At 46.3% G+C, this 25,045-nt stretch carries 22 protein-coding genes and 1 tRNA gene; 18 read left to right on the plus strand and 5 right to left on the minus strand.

Annotated features, from left to right (window positions below; genetic code table 11):
- Positions 1-30 precede the first annotated feature (30 nt).
- The 9 genes from AC0S1O_RS07535 (at position 31) to AC0S1O_RS07575 (ending at position 9,065) form a co-directional block, all read left to right on the plus strand.
- Entirely contained in the window at positions 31-1,365 is a 1,335-nt protein-coding gene (locus tag AC0S1O_RS07535; RefSeq protein WP_475393697.1) for an MATE family efflux transporter, read from the plus strand.
- A gap of 39 nt (positions 1,366-1,404) precedes the next feature.
- Positions 1,405-1,478 (plus strand) — tRNA-Ala (locus AC0S1O_RS07540).
- Positions 1,479-1,736: 258 nt separating this feature from the next.
- Positions 1,737-2,399: a biotin--[acetyl-CoA-carboxylase] ligase gene (locus AC0S1O_RS07545; protein WP_475393698.1), complete on the plus strand. Its 663-nt coding sequence runs from the start codon at positions 1,737-1,739 to the stop codon at positions 2,397-2,399.
- Positions 2,400-2,430: 31 nt separating this feature from the next.
- Positions 2,431-3,690: a phosphoadenosine phosphosulfate reductase domain-containing protein gene (locus tag AC0S1O_RS07550; protein ID WP_475393699.1), complete on the plus strand. Its 1,260-nt coding sequence runs from the start codon at positions 2,431-2,433 to the stop codon at positions 3,688-3,690.
- A gap of 25 nt (positions 3,691-3,715) precedes the next feature.
- Positions 3,716-5,452, plus strand: coding sequence for a translation initiation factor IF-2 (infB, locus tag AC0S1O_RS07555; RefSeq protein ID WP_475393700.1), 1,737 nt, complete (start codon positions 3,716-3,718; stop codon positions 5,450-5,452).
- Positions 5,453-5,899, plus strand: coding sequence for an alanyl-tRNA editing protein (locus AC0S1O_RS07560; RefSeq protein ID WP_475393701.1), 447 nt, complete (start codon positions 5,453-5,455; stop codon positions 5,897-5,899). It abuts the gene before it with no gap.
- A 41-nt stretch (positions 5,900-5,940) separates the two neighbouring features.
- Positions 5,941-7,335 carry an NCS2 family permease gene (locus AC0S1O_RS07565; protein ID WP_475393702.1) on the plus strand — a complete coding sequence of 465 codons (1,395 nt, stop codon included), beginning with the start codon at positions 5,941-5,943 and terminating at the stop codon, positions 7,333-7,335.
- Between the two features lie 51 nt (positions 7,336-7,386).
- On the plus strand, positions 7,387-8,577 hold the full coding sequence (gene folP, locus AC0S1O_RS07570; protein ID WP_475393703.1) for a dihydropteroate synthase: 1,191 nt from the start codon (positions 7,387-7,389) through the stop codon (positions 8,575-8,577).
- Complete coding sequence (locus AC0S1O_RS07575; protein WP_475393704.1) at positions 8,574-9,065, plus strand: hypothetical protein; 492 nt, start codon at positions 8,574-8,576, stop codon at positions 9,063-9,065. Before folP ends, AC0S1O_RS07575 begins: the two co-directional genes overlap by 4 nt.
- Here AC0S1O_RS07575 and AC0S1O_RS07580 read toward each other — a convergent pair.
- On the minus strand, positions 8,994-9,536 hold the full coding sequence (locus AC0S1O_RS07580) for an AAA family ATPase (protein WP_475393705.1): 543 nt from the start codon (positions 9,534-9,536) through the stop codon (positions 8,994-8,996). The genes AC0S1O_RS07575 and AC0S1O_RS07580 overlap by 72 nt on opposite strands.
- Before the next feature lie 106 nt (positions 9,537-9,642).
- Here AC0S1O_RS07580 and AC0S1O_RS07585 point away from each other — a divergent pair, with 106 nt between their 5' ends.
- On the plus strand, positions 9,643-10,107 hold the full coding sequence (locus tag AC0S1O_RS07585) for a hypothetical protein (protein ID WP_475393706.1): 465 nt from the start codon (positions 9,643-9,645) through the stop codon (positions 10,105-10,107).
- Here the strand turns inward: AC0S1O_RS07585 and AC0S1O_RS07590 are convergent.
- Positions 10,104-11,558, minus strand: coding sequence for a mechanosensitive ion channel family protein (locus AC0S1O_RS07590; RefSeq protein ID WP_475393707.1), 1,455 nt, complete (start codon positions 11,556-11,558; stop codon positions 10,104-10,106). The genes AC0S1O_RS07585 and AC0S1O_RS07590 overlap by 4 nt on opposite strands.
- Positions 11,559-11,594: 36 nt before the next feature.
- On the minus strand, positions 11,595-13,649 hold the full coding sequence (locus AC0S1O_RS07595) for a sodium-translocating pyrophosphatase (protein WP_475393708.1): 2,055 nt from the start codon (positions 13,647-13,649) through the stop codon (positions 11,595-11,597).
- A gap of 115 nt (positions 13,650-13,764) precedes the next feature.
- Between AC0S1O_RS07595 and AC0S1O_RS07600 the strand changes: the two genes are divergently transcribed.
- From AC0S1O_RS07600 to AC0S1O_RS07615, 4 genes are read left to right on the plus strand one after another with little or no spacing between them, the layout of a single operon-like run.
- Positions 13,765-14,079: a DUF134 domain-containing protein gene (locus tag AC0S1O_RS07600; protein ID WP_475393709.1), complete on the plus strand. Its 315-nt coding sequence runs from the start codon at positions 13,765-13,767 to the stop codon at positions 14,077-14,079.
- Between the two features lie 40 nt (positions 14,080-14,119).
- Positions 14,120-14,692 (plus strand): potassium channel family protein, encoded by a 573-nt coding sequence (locus AC0S1O_RS07605; protein WP_475393710.1) that lies wholly within the window; start codon positions 14,120-14,122, stop codon positions 14,690-14,692.
- Entirely contained in the window at positions 14,683-15,252 is a 570-nt protein-coding gene (locus tag AC0S1O_RS07610; protein ID WP_475393711.1) for a potassium channel family protein, read from the plus strand. Before AC0S1O_RS07605 ends, AC0S1O_RS07610 begins: the two co-directional genes overlap by 10 nt.
- Positions 15,253-15,285: 33 nt before the next feature.
- A complete protein-coding gene (locus tag AC0S1O_RS07615) occupies positions 15,286-16,518 on the plus strand; it encodes an MBL fold metallo-hydrolase (protein ID WP_475394490.1) in 1,233 nt (410 codons plus the stop codon).
- Here the strand turns inward: AC0S1O_RS07615 and AC0S1O_RS07620 are convergent.
- Positions 16,511-16,684, minus strand: coding sequence for a DNA-directed RNA polymerase subunit K (locus AC0S1O_RS07620; protein WP_475394491.1), 174 nt, complete (start codon positions 16,682-16,684; stop codon positions 16,511-16,513). The genes AC0S1O_RS07615 and AC0S1O_RS07620 overlap by 8 nt on opposite strands.
- An 85-nt stretch (positions 16,685-16,769) precedes the next feature.
- On the opposite strand from AC0S1O_RS07620, the gene AC0S1O_RS07625 reads away from it, so the two are divergent.
- Complete coding sequence (locus tag AC0S1O_RS07625; protein WP_475393712.1) at positions 16,770-18,089, plus strand: TiaS agmantine-binding domain-containing protein; 1,320 nt, start codon at positions 16,770-16,772, stop codon at positions 18,087-18,089.
- On the opposite strand, the gene AC0S1O_RS07630 is transcribed toward AC0S1O_RS07625, so the two are convergent.
- Positions 18,072-18,722, minus strand: a complete 651-nt coding sequence (locus AC0S1O_RS07630) for a tRNA-binding protein (protein ID WP_475393713.1) — start codon at positions 18,720-18,722, stop codon at positions 18,072-18,074. The two genes, AC0S1O_RS07625 and AC0S1O_RS07630, sit on opposite strands and share 18 nt — an antisense overlap.
- A 115-nt stretch (positions 18,723-18,837) precedes the next feature.
- Between AC0S1O_RS07630 and AC0S1O_RS07635 the strand changes: the two genes are divergently transcribed.
- The 3 genes from AC0S1O_RS07635 to AC0S1O_RS07645 are packed head-to-tail and all read left to right on the plus strand — an operon-like array spanning position 18,838 to position 25,045.
- Positions 18,838-19,188: a ribbon-helix-helix protein, CopG family gene (locus tag AC0S1O_RS07635; protein ID WP_475393714.1), complete on the plus strand. Its 351-nt coding sequence runs from the start codon at positions 18,838-18,840 to the stop codon at positions 19,186-19,188.
- Positions 19,189-20,241, plus strand: a complete 1,053-nt coding sequence (gene ftsZ / locus AC0S1O_RS07640; protein ID WP_475393715.1) for a cell division protein FtsZ — start codon at positions 19,189-19,191, stop codon at positions 20,239-20,241.
- A gap of 46 nt (positions 20,242-20,287) precedes the next feature.
- Positions 20,288-25,045 (plus strand): RING finger protein, encoded by a 4,758-nt coding sequence (locus tag AC0S1O_RS07645; protein WP_475393716.1) that lies wholly within the window; start codon positions 20,288-20,290, stop codon positions 25,043-25,045.

The raw sequence follows: 25,045 nt of genomic DNA on the forward strand, positions 1-25,045 counted from the left end.
ATTTATCTACGCGCTCACCATTGCACATACGTGCAATTGAGAAAATCAGTGCTGAACCTCGCAATTCCAGCCGTGATATCAAATGTGCTCTACACCTTTCAGAACATAGTCGATGCCATGATGCTCGGCAGATACGGCAATCCCGCTGTAACCCTTAGTTCCGCAGGCATAGGTGGCATGTTCTACTTTCTGACCTTCCCGCTGGTGATGGGAATAACCACGGGAGGTGTGGCGATCATAGCCAGGAGATGGGGCGAGAAAAGGTACGAGGAGGCAAGATACACCTTTGAAAATCTCTACATTCTCCTAATTCTCATCTCCATACCCGTATCCCTATTTGCCGTCTTCTTTGGATGGACCCTGCCTGTTGCACTGGGAGCCGGACCTGCAGTGGTGAAGGGGGCACAGCAGTACATAATGGGAGTGTTCACCTTCTACCCCTTCGCCGTGTTTATGGCAGCGTATCAGGCATCCCTCAGGGCGGCGGGAGATACGAAAACACCCATGAACGTGGACATATTCGCCAACCTATGGAACGTGTTCTGGAACTACGCACTCATATTCGGAAATTTCGGATTTCCACAACTTGGGGTGCTGGGCGCGGGCATCGCCACAGGCTCCTCATACCTCTTCGGTTCCCTGATTTATCTCATTATGCAAGGCAGGGGTAAACTCGTGATATACCCCAAACTCCTCGCAAGGGAGAAATGGGACCTGGAACTCATAAAGAAAATGTTCAGGGTTGGCATACCCGCTGGAATTGAGAGGGGTATGTGGGCCATAACCTCCTTCATATACGCAGCCCTGATATTTGCCGCATCCGGTGCACTCGGCTACGCCTCATTTCAGATCGGACTCAAGGCGGAGAGTTTCGCCTACATGCCAGCATTCGGATTTTCAATAGCAGCCACCACGCTGGTGGGACAATCCCTCGGGGAGAGAAACGTGAAAAAGGCAAAAATGGCGGCAATTGAGGCAACGAAGATGAGTATGCTCTTCATGGCAGTGGCTGGAGCCATAATGATCCTGTTTCCCCAGTACCTCGCAGAGATATTCACGGGCGATGAGAGAATCATACACCTTGCATCCATATACCTGTTCCTCATGGGAATGACAGAACCCGCACTTGGAGCGTTGTTCACCCTTGCGGGCGGAATGAGGGGAGCAGGATACACGACGATGCCCATGGTAATAAACCTAACCGGTTTGATGGGCATACGTCTTGGCATTGCTGTCGTTCTTGCCTTCCCTCTGGGAATGGGACTTGTGGGGATATGGCTCGGAATGTTCTTTGAGACCTTCATAAGGGCAGGGTGGATGTACCTTGAGTTCCGCAGAGGTAAATGGGCAAAGGTGAGGGTTTGACCGAAAAATTTTATATTCGTTCTTACCTTCCCCACTTAGGGGCCGGTAGATCAGCCCGGAAGATCGCTGCCCTTGCAAGGCAGAGGCCGCGGGTTCAAATCCCGCCCGGTCCATTTCTTTGAAATGTCACGGGCTTACTCGCATCAGAGATGCTCGTCCCGCCCGGTCCATTAAGCCCCTTTTGAAAAGGTGCCGGCGCCTCGCAGGGCGAGGCTTGATCGCATCATTGATGCTCTTTTACCCCCAAACCTCTTCACTGAGCCCCTTTTTTAGAAAGAAAGCAGCTTTTCCCGGAAAGAATGGAAGTCATTTTTTACCCAATTTCCCGCCGAAAAATAAAAAGTATAAATTGAGGAGGAAAATACCCTTTTATGGGCTCGGAGTTTCAAATTCTGCACTTCCAATATGTGAACTCAACGCAGGACTTGGCAAGGCAGATTCTGAGAGAAAATGTGGTTGTGCTGGCCGATACTCAGAAAAGTGGTAGGGGTAGATTTGGGAGATTCTGGCACTCTCCCCTGGGGGGCCTGTGGTTCACAGCCATAATAAGGGTCAAATTACCCCTTCAAATCGTATCCCTAATGGCAGGAGTGACCATTGCAAAGGCCCTGAAGGATATGGGCGTGAATGTGTGCCTAAAATGGCCCAACGACATAATTCTCCGAGGAAAAAAACTGGGAGGCATAATAGGGGAAGTGCACGGGGAGTACGTGCTACTGGGAGCAGGAATAAACCTGCAGAACAAAATACCTGAAGAAATTTCAGAGATCGCCATAAATCTTCCCGATGTTTCCAGGGACGAACTTCTCCTGAGGATTCTTGAAATTCTGGGCGAGGAGAAGGAGAAAAGCAAGGAGAACATAATAAAAGAATGGAAGGCGTACAACTGCACACTTGGAAAAAGAGTCAGAATTGTGGATAATGGAGAGTACGAGGGCATGGCCGAGGATATCGACGATGAAGGTTTTCTCCTCGTAAGGATGGGCAATGAGATAAAGAGGGTACTAGCAGGAGATGTTCAGATTTTAGAGTGAAACTTATAAATTCCATAAGAGATTGCCCGTCGTGATCGGATACTGCACAAAATGCAACGTTCCTGTGCGTGGAGATAGGTGCGGAATATGCCACTCTCACCCCGTGTCTCTCAGATTTCATCCCCTGGGGGATATAAGACCTGCAAGCCCCTATGAGATGGGAGTGCTGGGCAAACTCATTCCGTTCAGGGAGGTGAGGGATTACGTAAGGAGAAGGCTCGTACTTCTCTCAAAGCAACCGGGCCTGGATTACAGAAAGGATGTCTTCGTTGACGGTTTTAAAATCGGAACGCTCGAGTATGTGAAGGATGGAAGGTGGAAATACGTATTCGTGCCCACGGGTAAGGGTGCTGCCCTCTTTCATGCACTCACAGGCCATGTGGATTTTGAAATTCACCAGAAGGGTCACCTGAAGGGAAAGAAAATAGGCAGAAATGTGGAAAACTGGGAGATCTTCTACTCCGGAAGGTGTACAGGTGTGGCCGTGAAAGCCCGGGAGGGTGCAAGAATAAAGGATCTTTACTGTGGAAAGATCGTAACTAGAAAAAGAAGCAGTATGAAAGACGCCATAAGGGCAAATGAAAATTTTTTGCGGGAGATGGAGAGAAGAGCTATTGATATGATAAAAAAGAGTCGGGCAAACTACGTGGCATTCTCGGGAGGCAAGGACAGTGAGGTAGCACTCTACCTTGCATGGAGAGCGGGGGTGAGAAAAGCGATATATGCAAACACAGGCCTTGAATTTCCAGAAACGGAGCGATTCGTTTACAATTTTGCAGACTATCTGGACATTGAACTAATTGAAGTGCATCCAAAAATCGATTTCTGGAAAACCCTGGAGGAAAAGGGCATACCAACAAAGGACAATAGGTGGTGCACAAGGTATCTGAAGCTTGAACAACTGAAAAAATTCAGGGGCGTGGTGGTGGACGGTACGAGAAGGTACGAATCTTTTGGAAGAATGATGCGCACCGGTGGCCGGACCCTCGGAAACTTGAGGATGATCTATCCGATCCTTGATTGGCTCGCACTGGATGTCTGGCTCTTCATAGGGTGGAAAGATCTGCCCTACAATCCGCTGTACGATATGGGCTATGAGCGTATAGGATGTTTCATGTGCCCATCTATGCTCAACTCCGAATTTCATAATTTAAAGCGCACGCACCCACAACTTTTCAAGAGATGGTACGATTACCTGAAAAGCCATAGCTACTCCCACGGGGAAATCATGGATGGGCTATGGAGATGGAAGGAATTGCCTGCAAAGATGAAGGAAATCCGCAAATCTTAATACAATCTTGCTATACGGAAAAAATATGATAAGACAGCCCATCGTGAGCGTTCTGGGCCATGTTGACCATGGCAAGACCACACTTCTGGATAAGATAAGGGGCACCTCCGTGGCAAAGAAAGAGGCAGGTGCAATAACCCAGCACATAGGGGCAACCGAGGTGCCCATTGAGGCAATATACCGCATATGTGGAAATCTCATCAAGAAAAAGTTCAAAATTCCAGGACTGCTGTTCATCGACACTCCCGGTCATGAGGCATTTACCACATTGAGGGCGAGGGGAGGGGCACTGGCAGATATCGCCGTGCTCGTTATCGACATAAACGAGGGTATAATGCCCCAGACAATCGAGAGCATAAACATCCTGAAGAGGTATCGCACACCCTTTGTCATAGCGGCCAACAAGATAGATCTCATCTACGGATGGAAAAATGCGGATAACATGCCATTCATTCTGGCAATTCAGAAGCAAAAGGAGGAGGTTCAGCAGGCGGTTGATGAGAAGATCTACAGCATAGTGGAAAAACTGTACGAACTGGGGTTCTCCTCAGAACGATACGATAGAATTGCAGATTTCACCCAGAACGTTGCAATCATTCCCATGAGCGCGAAGAAGGGCATAGGCATTGCAGACCTCTTGCTCGTTCTTGTGGGACTTGCCCAGAGATTCCTTGAAAAAAATCTGCACACCGAAGATTGGCCCGGGGAAGGGACAGTGCTTGAGGTGAAGGAGGAGCGTGGCCTGGGTAAAACGATCGATGTGATCCTCTACTCTGGCACGATCAGGAAGGGAGATACCATCGTGGTTGGAAGTACAGATGAGCCCATAGTCACGAAGATAAAGGCAATACTCAAGCCAAAACCTCTGGATGAGATGCGTGATCCGAGAGATAGATTTCTAAGCGTGGATGAGGTTCACGCGGCAGCGGGGATAAAGATAGCCGCACCAAACCTTGAAAATGCCCTAGCGGGATCGCCTGTTCTGGTGGCCAATGAAAATCTTGAAGATGCACTTAAAAGGGTGAGAAAAGAAACGGGCATACATATAGAGACGCAGGAGGAGGGAATCATAATAAAGGCGGATGCCCTCGGCTCCCTGGAGGCTTTGGCCTACGAACTCAAACAGGAGGGCATACCCATAAAAATGGCCGATATAGGGGATATAAGCAAGAGGGACATAGTGAATGCCCAGACAATCAGCAATCCCCTATACCGCGTGATTCTCGGATTCAACGTTAAGATTCTTCCAGATGCCGAAAAGGAGGCCGAAAAAATAAAAATATTCACCAACAACGTTGTGTACAAACTCATAGAGGACTATGAAGAATGGGCCCAGGAGAAGAAGAGGGAACTTGAGGCGGAGAAAAGAATGGAGATAACCTTCCCCGGTAAGTTCAAAATCCTGCCAGAGTACATATTTCGCCTGAGCAAACCTGCCATCGTGGGGGTGCGCGTTTTAGGAGGCAGGATCCGTGTGGGGCAGAGAATACTCCGGGATGATGGGCGCGTTGTGGGGCGCATAAAGAGCATAAGAAATGGGGAGAATAACGTCATAGAGGCAATAATGGGCGAGGAGGTGGCCGTGGCCATAGATGGCGTTACAGTTGGAAGGCAAATAAAGGCAGGAGAGACATACTACATAGACATTCCCGAGGAGCATGCAAAAAAACTGTTCAAGATAAACCTGAAATACGAGGATAAAGAGGTTCTTGAAGAAATCGCAAGAATAAAGAGGAAGGAAAAACCTTTCTGGGGGTTGTAAATGAACGATGAGGTGAGAACCCACACTGCTCTCCATATACTAAAGGGCGCTGTGGTAAAGGTGCTCGGTGCAAAATGGACCGCCAGCGTGTATGTGGATGGTAACCACGGAAGGCTAACCGTGAAATACGGAAGAAAACCCTCGGATGAGGAGATAAGGGAAATAGAACACCTTGCAAATGAGAAAATAAGAGAGAATGTGCCCATAAAGGTGTACACCCTTCCAAGGGATGAGGCCGAGCGATTATTCGGTGATGAGATGTACGATCTCTTCCCGGTTCCGCCGGAAGTAAAAACCCTCAAAGTAGTAGTTATCGAAGGTTGGAACGTCAACGCCTGCAACAAGGAGCACACAGAAACCACAGGTGAGGTGGGCTCAATAAAAATAAGAAAAACAAGGTTAAGAAGGTCAAAGGAGCTCCTCGAGATAAGTTTCGATGTGGAGTGAAACTATTATATATGGGATCGATATATTAACTGGGTGGATACATGAGTTGGTCTGAAAAACTGGACTCATATTTTAAAATTAGTGAACATGGCTCGACAGTGAGAACAGAGATCGTGGCAGGTTTCACCACCTTTATGACCATGGCATACATTATTTTCGTGAATCCCGCAATTTTGAGCCAGACGGGCATGCCCTTTGCCCCCCTTGTGACGACCACCGTGCTGGCCTCCGCACTTGCCACCGTGATTATGGGCCTATACGCAAAAAAGCCCTATGCCCTGGCTCCGGGGATGGGCCTAAACGCGTATTTCACCTACACAGTGGTAATCGCCATGGGCTACACCTGGCAGGTTGCCCTGGCGGCGGTTTTCATCGAGGGTCTGATTTTCATCGCCCTTTCTGTGACAAAGGTTAGAACCTGGGTGGCAAACTCGTTCCCTACAAATCTGAAATACTCAATAGGCGCAGGCATAGGTCTCTTCCTCACATTCATAGGGCTAAACAATGCGAGCATAATAAGGTACACGGCAGATAAACTCCTTCCGAACCATCAGGCGGTGGGTGTGGTAATCTCAATGAATTACCTCAATCTTCCTTCGGTGGCCATTGCACTGTTTGGAATCACCATAACCATAATATTTCTCGTAAACAGGATAAAGGGTGCACTGCTATGGGGCATACTGAGCTCCACCGTGGCGGCGGTTATCTGGGCATCCATAAGTCCATGGGCTGCATCCAATTTATATCCATCTGGGTTCTCCCTACCTTCCTCTCCAGTGTCCCTCCCCGCGTCCATTGCACCAATAGCATTGCATATGGACTTCGGTGGGTTGATGGCTGCCGGAGCCCTGGGAGTGATCTTCGCATTTCTAATGGTGGATTTCTTTGATACCCTTGGCACGGTAACGGGCCTGAGCGCAAAGGTCGGTGATCTGGATGAGAAGGGAAACATTCCAGAGAAACCATTGACAAGAATGCTGCTCACAGATGCTCTGGGCACAACCTTCGGCGCGCTTATGGGAACATCAACGGTGACAACGTACATAGAGAGCGCAGCGGGCGTTGAGGAGGGAGGACGCACAGGGCTCACAAGCGTTGTGGTTTCTCTGCTCTTCCTGACCGGATTGTTCATCACGCCCATAATTGCCCTGGTTCCATCTGCCGCAACTGCACCAGCATTGATACTCGTGGGCCTGTTCATGCTCTCAAACATGCGCAATGTGAATTTTGAGGACTACACGGAGTACATACCCGCATTTATGACCCTAATAGTGATGCCATTCACCTACAACATATCCAACGGCATAGGTGCGGGCATAATTGCATACGTGATAACAAAAATAGCGTCCAGGAGAGTCAGGGAGATAAGCCCTCTGATGTACATCCTTGCAGTAATATTCGCCATATACTTCCTATGGCTCTACTGGCTCCACTAATTTTTCCCTTTTTTTTGCAAAAATTTTTAAGGCAAAACTCAATCTTCAGGTATGTTCAATCCCCTCGTGCTTTATGGAAACCAAGGTGCCAAGAAGATGATGTGCAAGATCGGTGTGAGCAAAGAGGGCACGGAAATAATGGACAAAAAATCCAGATTTTTCATTTTGAAACTTGAGAATCTTCCGCTCAAGGGCGCCTTGCTTTTGAAGCAGGAGGCTCTCGCCGCCGGCATGGAATGTGCCCTACCCTGGTGCACCGCCGCCTTGGATTGCGAGGAGACGGATGCCGTGCTTTTCGGCACGAAGAGACAGTTTGAGATTCTCATAGAGAAGATGAAACTACAGCCCTTCAAGGGTAAAATCATGGCAGAGGAGATGCACAATGCCATTGAGAATTTTGAGAGGAGAGAATACACCATAAGGGCCAGAGATCACAGAATCTCAGTTCCACCAACAAAAATAATGGGCATACTCAATGTCACTCCAGATTCCTTCTCTGACGGGGGAAGGTACCTTGACGTGGATAGCGCCGTGGCTCGGGCCCGGGAAATGGTCAGGGAGGGAGCAGATATCATTGATGTTGGAGGTGAATCCTCACGTCCATTCTCCGAGCCAGTGAGCAAGGAAGAGGAACTCAGAAGAATCGTTCCGGTGATTGAGGAACTGGAAGATCTCAAGGTTCCAATATCCGTGGACACCTACAAACCCAGGGTCGCCGAGGAAGCTCTCAAGAGAGGAGCAAGCATAGTTAACGACATCTACGGGCTCAGGAAGGAGGGGATGGCAAGGGTTGTGGCAGATTATGACGCTGCCGTGGTGATTATGCATATGAAGGGTGAGCCCAAGAACATGCAGAGAAATCCATACTACGAGGACACCATCGGAGAGATCGCAAAATTCTTGCGGGATAGAACTGAATTTGCCCTCAAATCCGGGATAGGGGAGGACAGGATAATAATCGATCCGGGAATAGGATTCGGCAAGAGGGTTGAGGATAATCTACGCATATTGAAGTACATCTCCGCCTTCAAGTCCCTGGGCTTTCCCATTCTTTTAGGCGCGTCCAGAAAAAGTTACATGGGTAAACTCTTCAATTTGGACGTGCAAGATAGGCTGGAGACCACGCTGGCAAGCGATGTTATAGCGTTTATGGGTGGAGCATCCATAATCAGGGTGCACGATGTCAAGGAAAATGTTAGGGCCATAAGAATGGCGGAGAGAATAATGGAAGTGGGAATATGAGGTTACCCTGGCAATGCCCCACATGCTATGCCCAACTGGGAGATAGGAGTTATGCAAAGATGCTCACCTGCCCCTACTGTGGCTCCCTTCTCATCGTGAATGGAGAGCAAGAGAAATTTTTCAGAATTCCAAAGGGCAAGGGATGGTACTACTTCTCAAAAATACCCCTGCCCGGATACATAAAATTCGGAGAGTACGAGGAGGCGTATGTTTACAGGGGAGAGAAATGGTTTCTCATAAGGGACGAAGGAGTTTATGAGATGCAAGGAGTTACGCAGGAGTTTAAGGGGAACATTGTGGAAGAAGGAAGGGTAAAGTACATCTGGGGCGAGATTCCGTTTGTTGCACCTCCCGAAAGCGTGGTGAAAACTGCTAAAGATGGCAATATCTTGGCCAAAATTGCACCAAGAGAGATCCTACTCTTTACCAAGAGCGAGGAGAAATTCCCTGACATTTCTGTGGAACTCCTCAAGGGTACCCATGTTTAAAAGCATATGATCCGAAAGAGCAAACACATTTCCCAGCCCCCACTTCAGTTCCCTCATCTCCCTGCGCACAAACTCATCCCATGTACGCACATCATCCTCTCTACCCCTATGCAGGATCCTCTCAAATCTGACCTTCCTGGGGGCAAATATGCCCACAAGATGTACATCCTCTCCAAGTTCCCCTTTGAACACTTCAACCTCCTCAATGCATCTGACCCCATCAATGAGGATTTTTCTGCTCCCCTTTATCTTCTCCACCGTTCTCCAGGCCCAGACATCAATACCGTGCCTTTCCCTCTCCTCATGTGCGATTTTTCCCACGATTTCATCCCTCAAATCAAGCCCCAGGGATGATACGTATTCACGCACCACATCCCCCATCCTGACAACCTCATAGCCCATATCAACAGCGACCTTCACAAACTCTTCCTTTCCCGCACCTGGCATACCAACGAGGAGAATAACCGGCATAGGAGAGAATTCACGATGGGTTATTTAATCCTATTGCTTCTTCCGTGATTCTCATTGGGAAGATTCAGAACGATTAATATAAATAATTCCCGTAAAATTATTCACCGTGGCCACCATTCAGGAGATTAAAGAGGATTTCATGTACGCCTATTTGGTTGAGTTGGCATTCTTGATTTCCCTTATTTTCAATTTTGCATATTTAAATCTTTGGAACGAGATAATACTCTACTCACTGATATTCTGGGCCATATTTGTGTTTGAAGACAAAATAATGAACTCGCTGATTCTCCAGAAAACTAGGGATCTGAAGAGAATATTTGAACTGATCAACATATGGAAAAGGTACGCAAAGATCGCCATCACATTTTACCTCTCCCTGATGATAGTGCTTTCAAGCTGGGGAATCATCGCCTACATTTCAAGGTACGTGCAGATAGAGGCAATAAAAATAATAGTGGAAATTCTTCCATTCTACATTGCAATTTACGTGGGCTGGCTCATATCGTTAACCTACATAAAGTCCAGGTACACAAAACTGGTTCTCTACCTTCTCAAAAAGAAAAGAAATTAGGCACTTGGCCTTACTGGCTTTATGTGCACATCTACCTGTGGGAACGGTATCTCTATGCCCTCCTTTCTGAAACGGTTCACTATCTCCTGCCTAATCTCGCTGGGCACCTCCCACTGTTTCATAACATCTTCAATCCAAACGTAGAGGGAGAAATTCAAACTTGAGGAGCCAAATTCTCTGAATATGACCTGTGGCTCGTACTCTCCTCCACGCATAACACCTGGATGGGATAGGGCTATATCCTTAAGCACGCGAATGACCTTTGAAACATCGCTTCCATAGGATACACCCACATCTATGCGAACCTTCATCTTGTTGTTTGGTCTGTTGAAATTAATTATGTTCTGGGAAGCCAGTTTGCTGTTGGGCACGAAAACAACGGTGTTTGAGAATATCTCGTAGAGCCTCGTGCTTCTAACACCCACGTCCAGCACACGATAAACCCCGTCACTATCCTCAAGCATTATCAGGTCTCCAATCCTGAACGCCTTATCTATAAGGATGTGCAATCCAGAGAAAAAATTACCCAAGGTTTGCTGGGCTGCAAGGCCGAGCACTATGCCCGCAATGCCCATACTTGCCAGAAGAACACTGACATTCACTCCCATGACCTGAAGGATCATCAACCCACCCAGGGTTCCTATGGTCACAATACCGAGTTTCTCAAGGATCGGTATGAGAACGTTTTCCAGATCCCCACGCCTGCCCCGAGAAAGATGGAACATATAACGGATAACTATGTCCTTGAAGAACCTGTAAGCAAGCCATGTCACTATGACAACCACTATTATGTTGTAAATTTCAATGATCAGCGGAAAGAGCCAGTTTAGCGGTGGCAAAGTAAGAAGCGCCGTGGTGAGTCCGTAGGATATGACCCACACGGTAATCGGTTTATGGAGGATCTCCACTATTATATCGTCCAGTTCCGTCTTCGTTATCTTTGCAATCTTCTTTAGATAAGGAAACACTATGTAGAGAATCAGCGTTATTATGACCCAAGTGAGAACAACATTGAGAAATGTGGCCCAGTACCCGAAACTGGCGGGCCAGGGTATTTCAAAAAGATAAAAGGGTGTTGAAAGGAAGGATACGTGTAGGGAGTAAACGTATCTCCCGACCTCTCCATTCTCATCGTAAACAGAAACTTCAAAGGGCAGATTAAAGTCACTAACACCGTAACTCTTGGGTGCCTTTAAATGTATTTTCACGACCTGAGAGCCCATGGAATGTATTATCCCACTGGAGGGGGTAACATTGATCTTCCAGCCACTGATCTGGGGAGAATTTATCACAAAAAACACTGATTCATTGCGTGTATTCACAATAGAAAAGCTCAGGGTTACCTCCTCACCACCCCTCAACTTAACACTGCCCGAGGATGGCAACACCTGAGCCGTGGCAAGGGGCAAAATAACGACCAACAGGAGCACAATTGCAACAGTTCCTCTCATTCAAGAAGCATATATAAAAAAGAGTATAAAAAGTTATCACAGAAGCAAAAAGAGAGGCGCAAGGAGAAGCGAGACTATGCTCATCAACTTGATCAGTATGTTCAGAGATGGTCCCGCCGTATCCTTGAGGGGATCTCCCACGGTGTCTCCAACAACTGCGGCCTTGTGGGCATCGCTTCCCTTGCCTCCAAAATTACCCTTTTCGATGAACTTCTTGGCGTTATCCCAGGCACCCCCTGCATTGGCCATGTAAATTGCCAGCAGGAATCCTGAGGCGATGGATCCAGCCAGCAGTCCTCCAACCGCCCTTGGGCCAAGGCCTGGAGTAATGCCCACCGCTATGGGGACTATTATTGCAAGCAGTGTCGGAATTATCATCTTCCTTATGGCAGCTCTTGTGGATATATCTATGCACTTCTCGTACTCCGGTGTGGCCTTGCCCTCCATTATGCCGGGAATCTCCCTGAACTGGCGGCGAACCTCATTCACCATATTTTCGGCCGCATGACCAACGGCGAGAAGGGCAAGGGCACTGAAGAGGAATGGCATCAATGCACCTATGAATATGCCCACCATAACTGAAGGATTGGCCAGATCAATTACTATCTTTTGCCCAAGTCCCTCCAGCGTTTGATTGTAGGTGGCAAAGAGAGCCAGAGCCGTGAGTGCAGCAGAGCCTATGGCAAATCCCTTACCTATGGCAGCCGTGGTATTGCCCACCGCATCCAGCTCTTCGGCACGCTCCCTAACCTTTTTGCCCAAATTCGCCATCTCAGCAATACCCGCTGCATTATCTGCCACCGGACCGTAGGTATCCATGCTAAGGGTCATTCCAAGGGTGCTCAGCATACCAACAGCGGCTATGGCTATTCCATAAAGATCCGCAAGGATGTACGCTATGATTATAGCCACAGAGATGGATAGAACCGGAATCACCGTGCTGAGCATTCCTATGGACATTCCTGTTATTAGATTTGTGGCCGCACCCGTTGTGCTCGCCTTCGCAATATCCCTCGTGGGCTTGTACTTATCAGAGGTGTAGTACTCTGTGGAAAACCCTATGATTATTCCTGCGACAAGTCCGGAAACAAGGGCAACAAACATATTGTACCAGGGCACGACCTTTCCAATGGATGCAAACTTGTAATCTCCGTTGAGATACATAACGATGAATGCAAGAAGGATCATAACTATGGAACTTGTGATGACCCCGCTGTTCATGGCCTTTGATGGATCCTTGTTTCTCAGCATAACCACCACAGATATGCCAATGAAGGAGGAGATTATTCCTATTGCTGCGAGTAACAGGGGCAAGAAAACAATGGCAGTGTTTAACGCCGAGAAAAGGATCCCTATGGCAATTGCGGAGATTATTGAATCCACATAACTCTCAAAAAGATCGGCACCCATTCCCGCAACATCGCCCACGTTATCTCCAACGTTATCGGCTATGACCGCCGGGTTACGGGGATCATCCTCGGGTATCCCAGCCTCAATTTTACCCACGAGATCAGCACCAACATCGGCCGCCTTTGTGTATATACCCCCTCCAACCCTTGCAAATAGGGCAATGGAACTCGCTCCAAAACCGAAACCGAAAAGAATGTTTGAAAGTCCCTGGGGATCCACAACATTGAATATGAGGTAAATTGCACTAACACCAAAAAGTCCGAGCCCCACGACGGTTAGACCCATCACAGAGCCGGACGAGAAGGCAACCTTCAATCCAGAGTGCATATCCTTTTCAACAGCCTTGGCAGCCCGAACATTTGCGAGGGTGGCTATGCGCATACCCACATTTCCTGAAAGAGCGGAGAATATGGCACCAACCACAAATCCCACCGGCGTGTAAGGGCTCACTCCACCGTTCTTGATGAAACTGAGAAGGTACAGGAACACCGCAACCACTATGATGTACACAGAAAGATACCTGTACTCCCTGTTAAGAAACGTCATTGCACCTTTTCTTATGTATCCTGCAATTTCAACCATCCTGCCCTCGCCCTGGTCCTGTTTTCTAACATAAAGGGCAAATACAAAGGCAACGAGCAGGGATAGCAAACCTATTCCCAAAGCAATGTACTCCATCATCTCTCTCACCCTTCAAATTCTTAGGCAAATTAACTTTCGATTATTAAAATTTTGCCCCATTTATTTTGCTCCATTTTCAGCAATGCATATATATTAAGTCGCATTTGTGTAAATAATGAGAGGATACGGCCGTCGCGGCAGGAGGCGTGGACCAAGATGGATCTCCTACGTGCCCCCAGTGAGCACCTACGCTCCAATGGGAATGCCATACACAAAGAGCATCATCCTAACCTATTCGGAACTTGAAGCCCTGAGGCTTGTGGATGTGGAAGGTCTGACCCAGGAGGAGGCTGCCGCAAGGATGGGCGTTTCACGCAAAACCCTATGGAACGATTTGAAGAGCGGAAGAAAGAAGATCGTTGAAGCCCTGCTCTACGGCTGGAACATAGAGATAAGGGGAGGAGACAATTACTACGTAAGACAGGATTAGAGCGAAAACATTATATCTTTTAATTTTCTTCGCACCAATAATGGAAAATGTCAAGGATCTGCTGGTGGAGATAAAGGAAAAATCGGAACTCATCGTGGATCTCGCCTATTCTGCCATAATTCTGGACAGCAAGGATCTGGCCAAGGAAGTTGAGAGTTTGGAAGAAGAAATTGAAGAACTCACCTACAAGATAAGAATTCTCACCATGCTGGCCGCCAACACACCGGACGAGGCAGAGCAACTCGCAGGCATTTTGCAGATGGCCGACTCATCAAAAAATCTGGCCAACGCTGCAGCGGACATAGCATACCTGCTTGATCTTGACATCACGGCAAGACCCTTCCTTCCGAGTTTGTTCCTGAAGGCGGATGAAAAAATCCATGTTGTTAGGGTGTACCCAAATTCAAGCATAGTGAACAGAACGCTGGGAGACCTGAAGGTGGAAGTTGAGAGTGGTGTGCGTATAATCGCCATAAAGAGGGGACGTAGCTGGATTTACGACCCCGAGGATGATGTGAGGATAAAGAGCGAGGACTTGCTCATAGTCAGGGGCACGGAGGATGGATACGAGTTCCTGGATAGGGTTGCAAGGGGTGAAGAATCATGGGATTAGGTGAGAAACTCATCCAGATGAAGAACATATCAGAACTTATGGTTGACCTTGCCTACTCAGCCCTCATATTCAACAACAAGGAAATTGCAGAGGAGGTAAAATATCTCGAGGAGAAAATTGATGAAAGTTATTATCATCTTGAGGAGGAGGCAATAAAGCAGGCGATAGAGGAGAAAAATCCCTATGCAGCGCTTATCCTCATAAGGCTTGCAACGAGCATCGAGGCAATTTCAGATTCTGCAGTACAGATTGCAGATGTTGTTCTGCGCGACATTGAACCCCATCCCATCATAAGGGAAAGTATAAGGGAGAGCGATGTGACCATCACCCGAGCCAAGGTCAGGGAGGAGAGCATCCTCGCAAACAGAACCCTGGGAGAGCTCAATCTGGCAAGCGAGACGGGAATGTGGATCATAGCAATCAAAAGGGGAAAGAACTGGATATTCGGGCCCACTGAAAACACAAAGATACTTCCAGGAGACATCCTGCTTGCCAAGGGACCCATAGAAGGAGTCAGGCATTTCGTAAGGCTATGCAAGGGCGAGGATAAGAAACTTTAAATAGGTTGCCCAATAACCACAAGGATGGTAAAGATGGTAAGAGCGCGGTTTCTTGGAGGCGCAGAGGAGGTTGGAAGCCTCGGATTGTATATGGAATTCGATGAGTTGAGATTGCTTTTTGATTATGGACTTACACCCTCAAAACCTCCCGCGTATCCCCTACCCGCACCCCCTGTTGATTCAATGTTTCTAACCCATGTGCATCTTGACCACTCTGGGATGGTGCCGAAAATAGCAACCGCCTATGAGGCAAACATATATGCAACAGAGCCAACAAACGCGGTTCTTCCACTCATGCTCAACGATACAATCAAGGTGGCCAATATTGAGGGTTTTCCCATTCCATACACCAAGGAGGAGGTTGAAAGCACCACGGAAGCGCTCATACCTGTTGAGTACGGAAAGCCCGTGGAACTAGGCTCACTGGACATAGTGCCCCACAGTGCGGGACACATTCCAGGCAGCGCAATGTACGAGATAAGGGATGATAAAACCATACTCTTCACGGGAGATATACAAACTGTAAACACCCATCTGGTATGGGGCACAAAGCCCGTGAAGACAGATGTGCTCATCATGGAGAGTACCTACGCGGGCAGGGAGCACCCTCCAAGGGACGAGGTTGAGAGGAATTTTCTGGAAAAGATTGAGGAAATAGTGGATCGTGGTGGAAAGGCCGTGGTGCCGGTATTTGCAGTTGGTAGGACGCAGGAGATCATGCTGATCCTGGCAAAAACGGATTATGAGGTTTGGATAGACGGAATGGGTAGGTTCATAACAAACCTCTTCCTGCAGTACCCACAGTACCTTAGATCCGCAAAAAAGCTGAAAAAGGCAAGAAACAAGATGAACATTGTGAGGAGGAGAAGTGATAGAAGAAAGGCGCTCAATGGAGACGTGATCGTTGCCACGGGAGGTATGCTTGAGGGAGGACCAGTTCTGCACTACATAAACCACCTGAAAAATGACCGGAGGAGCGGTATCCTTCTCACAGGATATCAGGTTGAGGGCACAAATGGGAGGTTGCTTATGGACGAGGGCATACTTGAACTCTACGGGATAAAGGAGAAAATAGATATGGAATTAAATTTCTTTGATTTTTCAGCCCACGCAGGACATTCTGAACTCATAGAATTCGCCGAAAAATGCTCACCTGAAAAGATCATCCTGATGCACGGCGATAACAGGGAGGCCCTGGCAGAGGATTTGAAGAAGAAGGGATTTGATGTGTTCCTTCCAAAAAACGATGAAGAGTTCCTTATTTAGCCCTCTTGACAGTTATGGGGATAACCCCCTTTTCAAACTCGTACATTGCAATATCCAGAGGATCAACTATGTCCTCCGGCAAATGAATCAGAACAGGCGCGCCCATTGATATTTGAAGGGCCCGTGCGCCGATTATGCGCGCTTTTTCAAACCTCGTGTACTCCATAAAACCCACCAGGGGTGCTTAATCCCTTTTCATATTTAAATTTTTAGATGCGATAAATCCAAATATACGAGGGAAATGTAAGGGTGTGTACATAGGCATGGACGACACGGATTCACGCAGCGGAATGTGCACCACATACCTTGTTAAGGTTCTTGTTGAAGAATTTCAAAGAGAGGGCCTTGACCTTATAGGCCCCCCTAGACTGGTGAGATTGAATCCCAACATACCCTGGAAAACCAGGGGCAACGGTGCTGTGGTTCTCAAGGTTGGACGGGGATATGGAGAGAAAAGAGTAGTGGGAGAAATTGGGGGAAGAAAAATCCATGCCTACAGGAACGGCAAGGAAGTATCCCTTGAACTGGAATATGTGGTGGAAAGGGTGAAAAATTATTTTGTTCTTGAGGAGGATTCCACAAATCCGGGCATCGTGCTCTCCGAGAGAAAACTGCCCGAAAAACTGTACTGGATGGCGGTTAGAGGTGTGGTATCCAGAGAGTACGTGGAAAGGATATTGGAAGAGCACGGGGCAAAATACGCAAAATTCAAAAATGGGCGTGGCATAATTGGAGCCTCTGCGGGGATTGCATGGAGGGCAAGACATTTCACCTACGAACTTCTCACATACCTACCGGAGGATATGTGGAACAAGGATAGGTTCATAGATGCCAGAAGCGTGATAGAGATGGATAAGAAAATAAAGAGCACCTTCGATAACTACGACTATGAAAACAAATATGTCGCCATTGCGCCCCATTCAAAAACCCCCGTACTCTACGGTATCAGAGGCACAGACCCGGACGATTTAATAAGGGCCAAGGATATGGTTAGAAGCGAGCACTACGATTCATGGTTTTTATTTCTCACAAATCAGGGAAGTGACGACCACATAGTTTCCAAAAAAATAGAAAAAATAGGAGAGTACGAGAACGTTAGAATCCGGGGTAAAGTTGCAGCCAATCCCAGAAAAATCGAGGGAGGGCATGTGATCTTCACCCTGCGAGATAACACGGGAGAGATTGAATGTGTAGCATATGAACCCACAAAAAATTTCAGAAAAATTGTGGAAAGGCTCATTGAAGGAGATGAAATAGAAGTTTACGGAAGCGTACGCAGTGAGCCAAGGAGCATAAACATTGAAAAAATACACGTGCTAAAACTGGCAGAAAAAAGGGTAAAGGTCTCAAATCCCGTGTGCCCAAAATGTGGGAGAAAAATGGAAAGCATTGGGAGGGGAAAGGGCTACAGGTGCCGCAAATGCGGACTCAAACTTCCTGAAAGTGCAGCCATCTACCGCACGGTTGAGAGAGAAATGGAGGAGGGATGGTACGAGGTGCCGGTAATAGCGAGGAGACACCTTGCAAAACCCCTGAAAATAATGGGAAAAAGGTCATCTAAGATATTTTAAAACCTCCTTTCTGACATTATTTTTCTCCTCATCGCTCAATTCGGGCATCTCTCCCGGGGTTCCATTCTTGGATTCATGCGAAAGAAACATCCCCTCGCTTACCACCCCGAAAAACTCGGCAGGAGGAAGGAGAGCAACCGCAAGTTTTTCACCCTCCTTGACGCTCTCAATATTCGTTACCACAGTTATCACCTTGCCAACGTTAACATTGCATATCCTCAACTTACTTGCATTTGGATGCTTCATCACACTTTCCACCTCACCTATGCGAATATCCACAGCATACTCTGGCTTAGGTGGCAATTTGAGGCGATTTTCAAGATTGTATAGAATGTTGAGGCAGAATTTTATATGGGCTATGCTAAGGGCACTGAACTTCATACCCTTCAACCTTACCGCCCACTCATTTCCCCCAAGAAGATTAACAATATCCACGCAGAATTTTTTAATATCCTCAAGAATGGGTTTGAGATCCTCCAACTCCCCGTAGGAGTACTTCAACTCCATCATTTTTGCCTCCAGCTCCTTCAAAATTCCACTCTTTTTAATATCCCTCATATTCCCAATGTACTTCTCCATATCCCTAACGCATCTCTCGGCCATCAGGATCCTGGCATCGCTGGCGGTGTCCATACACACCCAATATTATTCCCCTAAATACATTTTTCCTCCAATGGGAGGGAAAAAGTATATATACTCCCCACGTGATACATATCGTCAGACAAAAAATTGAAAAGAGGCAGTTGGAATGTCGGATTCCATAAGGATCACCATAAGGCTGTCCCGCAATGCGGCGGAGAAGATGGAAGAACTCGTTAAGAGCGGTGAGTTCAAAAACATATCTGAAGTTGTGCGCACTGCCATTGAAAATTTCCTGGCAGAAAAATTTGCGCCCAGAAACATTGAGAAGATAAGCGTTGATCTCCCAAAGGCCACGGTGGCAATGCTCACACGTCTAGTTGAGGAGGGTGACGCCGTGGACCTTGACGATGCCATACGCACCGCGGTCAGGGAGTACGTGAGGAAGCAGATCTCCATGCTTGCAAAGGAGAGCATAGAAAAGGGCCTGAAGGAAGAGCTGGAGGAGGGTGAGATCTAATTGAGCATAGAATCCCTCCTAAGAAGGGCTTCCGCCTACGCTCTCGCCGACCAAGGGTTCTACGAGGATAAGATAAATGTAGTTGTGGTTGGAGTTGGAGGGGCGGGATGCAACGCAGTTAACAGAATGAAAAAACTGGGTTTATCGGCCCCCACAATTGCCATAAACACAGATATGGCGCATTTGATGAGCATAGAGGCCGATAAAAAAATCCTGCTCAAGAAGGGCACGAGGGGCCTTGGGGCAGGCGGTATTGTGGAGAGGGGAGAGAGCAGTGCCATTCTGGCAAAGAGGGAAATTGCAGAATTTTTCAATGGTGTGGATGTTGCATTCATCACCACAGGTCTCGGTGGAGGCACTGGCACTGGAGCAACACCTGTGATTGCGGATATTGCAAGGGATTCTGGAGCGCTTGTTATAACAATAGCCACACTACCATTCAAAATAGAGAGGGCAAGATTCTCCAGGGCAAAGGAGGGTTTGAGAAGGATAGTGAAATCCTCAAACACCGTCATCGTGCTGGAAAACGACAAACTCATGAAAATTGTGCCCAACTTACCGCTTCAAAAGGCGTTTATGGTCATGGACCAGCTGGTGAGCTATACGATAATTTCATTTATCGACGTGCTCACAAAGCCATCACTTATGAATATAGATCTCTCGGATCTCAGAAGGTTGATGGTAAGCGGTCGTTTCTCCACAATTCTCATAGGGGAAGGAGATACTTACGATCCAAGAAAGATAGTCACAGACGCACTCAACAGGCCGCTAATAATGGATATGGACTACTCCAAGGCGAAGGGCGGGTTAATACACATAACCACTGGAGAGGATGTCCCCATTTCAAAGATTCACGCCGCCATAGACGCCATATCATCCATGCTGGAGGATAATTCAAACATAATAATCGGAGCGAGGATAGATCCTGAGTTTGGAGAGAGAATGCGCATACTTGTTGTTCTCACGGACATAAAGATTCCCCTTCTGGAAGAGCACTATGAGATGGGCGGAGAAAAACTCCAAAAGGATCTGGGTCTGGAGAAGATAAGGTAAAATTTAAATCGGGAAGTTTAATAAGAGTTAATAAGGAGGTTTGAAATTGCCAAGTCCATACCTTAGCAGGATAAAACTCGAGAAGGAGTTAGAGAAAAGGGCACAGGAAATTAAGCAAAAAAGGGAGAGATCAGAGAAACTCATAAAGGACATTGAATCTGGCCTGAATATTCTAAAAAAGTATGTGGATATCGGAGCATATTTAAATGATTTCAAAAAGGCCAAAGATGCCTTTTCAATCAAGGATTTTGATAAGGCCCTGGGAATATTAGAGCCCATGTTCACCAAACTGAGCAAGGAGGCCACCAGGGTATTTGAAGAGAGCGAGAAAAAGATCTCCAAACTTCTCTCCTCCGGAAAGATAGAAGATTCTGCAAAAATAAAGGCGAATATGGATGAGGCAAAATCCAAACTCTCCACAAATTTTGTTGAAAGTTTGAACATAATGGAAAACATTTCATCGCAGATTTCATCTTCCCTCAAGGACCTCGCCGAGAGAAGGAGGAGAGAAATCCTCGCAAAAATAACGGGTCTTGAAAATTTTGAAGATATAAAAGAGGAAATTGAAAAAATTGGCGGTTCCTCCCTTGAAATACTGGACTCCTTGGAAAAAATTGAGAGGAAGATAATGGATAGGGTGAAGAAAATAGTAGATGAGAAAATAACAGAGGCAGATGAACTCATAGACATTGCAAAATCGGCCCACTACACCCTACCTGTGGATGAGGCAAAGAAAAGCGATGCTGAAAACGCACTTAAAAATGGAGATTTCATAGGAGCGATAAAGGCCTCCAACGAGTATCTCCAGGATACAAAGGGTGCCTTCAAGCTGTTCTTCACCAAGATCATGGACATATCCAAGATCCTGATTGGAGAGGGGGAAGCAATGGGGGAGGATATGAGTGACCCCAAATCCCTTCTGGAGAGAGCAAAGGATGCCTACGAGAAGGAAGAACTTGAAGAGGCTGTGAACCTTGTAAGAAAGGCCACGGAGGAGGCCGAAAAAATAAAACTCAGAAAGGTGATGGATCTCATAAAAATAGCAAGAGATAGACTTCTGGAAGCAAAGAACAAGGGTATTGACATAGGCCCATATCTATCAATGATAGAAAATGCAAGAAATTTCATAAAAATAGGCAAGCACAAAAGGGCCTACGATACCGTGCAAAACGCCATAAATATGGTTGAGAGGAGAATAAATCTTTATTCACAACTCAAAAGTGAGATAAGAGAACTAAAGGATACCATTGAAGGCCTCAAAAGGGAGAATATAATTCTAGAGGGGGTTGAGGATAAACTGGCAGAGATTGAGAAGAAGGTGGACGAAAAACCAGAGGACGCAGAGAGGATGATAGATGACCTGAAAAATTTAATCAAGGTGAACATCAGGGAAATAGCCACCTCACTCACCCAGGAAATAAACTCCACATTATCCAAGGCCCAGGAGGCGGGAATTGACCTTGAGGATTTAAAAATAGAGGTGGATAACACCTACAAATTGATTGAGGAGGAGAATTACAAAGACGCCATAATAACTCTTCGCAAGATTGAGGAAAGACTGTACACGAAAATCCTTGATTCAATAAAATCCCGCATCTCTGAGTTTGAGAAATACGATGAGTTGAAAAAAGATCTGGAAGATCTCAAGAATCATTTGGATTCAGGAGATATAGATGGCTCTCTTGAAAAGGTAAAGGCAATAGAGAGTGAGGTTTTCCAGATAGAGGCGAAGAAATACGAAGATATGCTGGCGGATTTGGAGAGCAAGAGTGCCTTCCTAAAATCCCTCGGAGAGGATGTATCAAAGATAGAGGATTACATAAACTCCGCAAGAAATGCTCTTAATTCCAGAGAACTTGAAAAGGTAGAAGAATACGTCAATGAGGCAAGAAACCTTATTGAAACGTTTTCAAAGAGCATAGCGCAGAGAGCCTATGAATCCGCAAAGGATTCCATAGACGATGCGATCAGGGCAGGCATAGATGTGAAGAAAAATGGGATAGAGGATATGCTCAACGAAGCAGAAAAATGCCTTGAAAATGGCGATTATCAGGGAGTTCTTGAACACACCTCCAAGTTGAAGAAATTGGTTCAGGAACTCAGTGGTAAAATCAAGAAATTAGAGGAGAGGAGAGGCGCGCTTGAGAGCAAAATGGAAGAGCTCAGAGATCTGGGCCTGAAAGTTGATGAACTGGAAAAACTGCTCAAAGAGATAGAGAAGGAGATCAAAGAGAACAACTTTGATTCTGCAGAAGAATTAATAACCCGGGGATTTGAGAGAGCGAACCTCATTCAACTGGAGGGAAAAATAGAGACCCTCAAGGAAGAGATAGAAGCCCTGGGCAGGATAATGAGAGATTTCAATTTGAGGAAGGAGTATTTGAGCATAACTGGAGAGTTCTTTTTGAAGTACAGAAATAAGGAGTATGAGGGTCTTGAAGATTTGGGAAAAGAGACCCTTGAAAAATTGAGAAAATCTGTGGAGAAGGCGTTTGAAAATTACATTACCCAACTTGAGAGCATGGTTCAGGATCTCCAGGACATGGGTGCAAACATAAACACAAAGCCAATCAGGGAAGGAAAAGAGATATTCTGGGGTGGAGACATCCTGGGTGCATTCTCCATTCTAAAGAAATTTGAGGAGGATGTGAAGAGAATTCACGGAGACAAGATGAAACTCCAGGAGATGGAGGACAGAATATCCACCCTCCTGGCCATAATGTCCTCCCTGGGACTGAACGCTGACAAATTTGCAGAAAGGGTAAAGGGGATTGAAGAGATTGAAGACAATTCGGAAAAGATAAGCAAACTTGAAGAACTTCTAAAGGAAATGGAGGAGGCGATAAGGGATAAGATAAATGCCATTCTTTCCACCGTGGAAAACGAACTGGATAAAATGCGCAGGATGGGTGAAAATGTGACCGCAGCCGAAGGTATGATCTCACGTGCCAGAAGCCAGATGAACCAGGGAAATTATAAGAGCGCACTCTACCTGATGTTTGAAGCCCTGGAAGAGGTGGAGAATGTTGAAATGCAGAAGAACACAGCATACGAGATGCTCAGGACCACGGAGATGAAGATAAAGAGCATGGGTCGTTTGCTTCCGCCAGACATAATAAAGGAGTACAAAAACGCAAGAATTCTGTTTTTAAATGAGAAGTACCGGGAAGCCATAAACAGGATATTGGAGATCAGCGAGAAACTCTGGAGCATTGAAAGGACCATATACATAATAAAGGAGAGAAATGCCAAGATAAAGGTTTACATCCAGCAGGCCAAGAAGAAGGGCATAGATATGAAGGATGTGCTTCTCTCACTGGCAAGGGCAAAGAGTGAACTTCAAAAACTGAATTACGAGGCGGCACTGAGGTTTGTTAACGATGCATACAAGAGGGCAAGAAGGTCCATTGAGAGCACGAAGGAGCAGTACAGGCTAAAATATGAGCCCCTTTTGAAAATGCTCATCGAGTTCGATCTGCGCGATAAATTTGAAGATCTGGTGAAGGCCATAGATGAGGCTTTTGAAAAAGATGACATATCCGGGGCAGAGAACCTGATAAACCGGTTGAAGGTGGAGATAGATAAGGCCTTGGAAGAGAGGATGAGATCCTTTATGGAAGAATTTGAGGAGAAGAGAGTATTCATTGAAAACTCACCTTTGAGAAACAAAATTAATCTTGCAGAGGAGAGAAATAAACTTGAAGAACTTATGAGGAATCCAAGGGAATTCTTTAAAACATTTCCCAAGGTTATGGAGAAGGTGGACTCAATCATCCCTGAAATTCTAAAAAATTATATAGATGAATTTGTGGAAAAGGTAAAGAATTTTGAAAATGCCGGAGTAAATGTTTCAGATTATATTGAAAAAGCCAGGGACTTGACAGACAAAATAGGGGAAATGGATTACAGAAATGTTATGGAAGAACTTCAATCCCTCACAAAGAACTTTGAAGTTTACATTGACGAGTATTCCAAGGAGAAGATGCAGCGTTCTTTGGACATGGTTGCAAAGTACAGCAAGAAGAAAGCCGATGAGTTCAAGGGGAGAATGCAAGAACTTTACGATAAAAAGGATTACATAAACCTGATCAAATTGACCGATGAGGCTATCGCCTATGTGGGCAACTACAGGAATCTCGTGAGCCGGTTCAACACAAAGGCTCTCAACCTTAAGGATCTGATAAAGCATGCCATTTCCCTCGGTCTGAATATGGACAAGCAGATTAAAAAACTCAAGGTTATTCTTACCTCCACCGAGGACCTTGAAAAGGCCATTGAGAATATGGATGCAATAGCCAATGAGATAAATGAAGAAATAGAGAACCTAAAGCCGGAGATAAAAGTAACAATAATGAATGCAAACAGGATAGATGACAAGTATATGGTCAAACTTGAAATAAAGAACACAGGAAATGTGGATGCAAAGAACATATCCATCACAATGAGTGGGGCTTTGAACACAGATAAACCGATAGGCGTTGTGAAACTTGCAAAATCCGGCACCGAGTATGTGGATACATTTTTGAATCCTGGGGATGGGGATACGGTGCATATAAATTTGAAATACCAGAGATTTGATAATAGAGAATATGAGGAAGAACTAACAACACAGTTCAAGGTAAGCAAGAAGGGATTCCACATTGAGAAAAATAAGGAGAAGGTTAAATGCACCCTGTGTCGTGGCACGATCCTCCCGGGACTTGATATCGTGGTATGCGATAACTGCGGTGCCGTTTATCATCTTCCATGTGCCAAGAGAGCGGGCAAATGCTTAAAATGCGGCACGCCATTCAACTTTGAGTGA

This window comes from Candidatus Aciduliprofundum sp. HYA1, assembly GCF_056175085.1.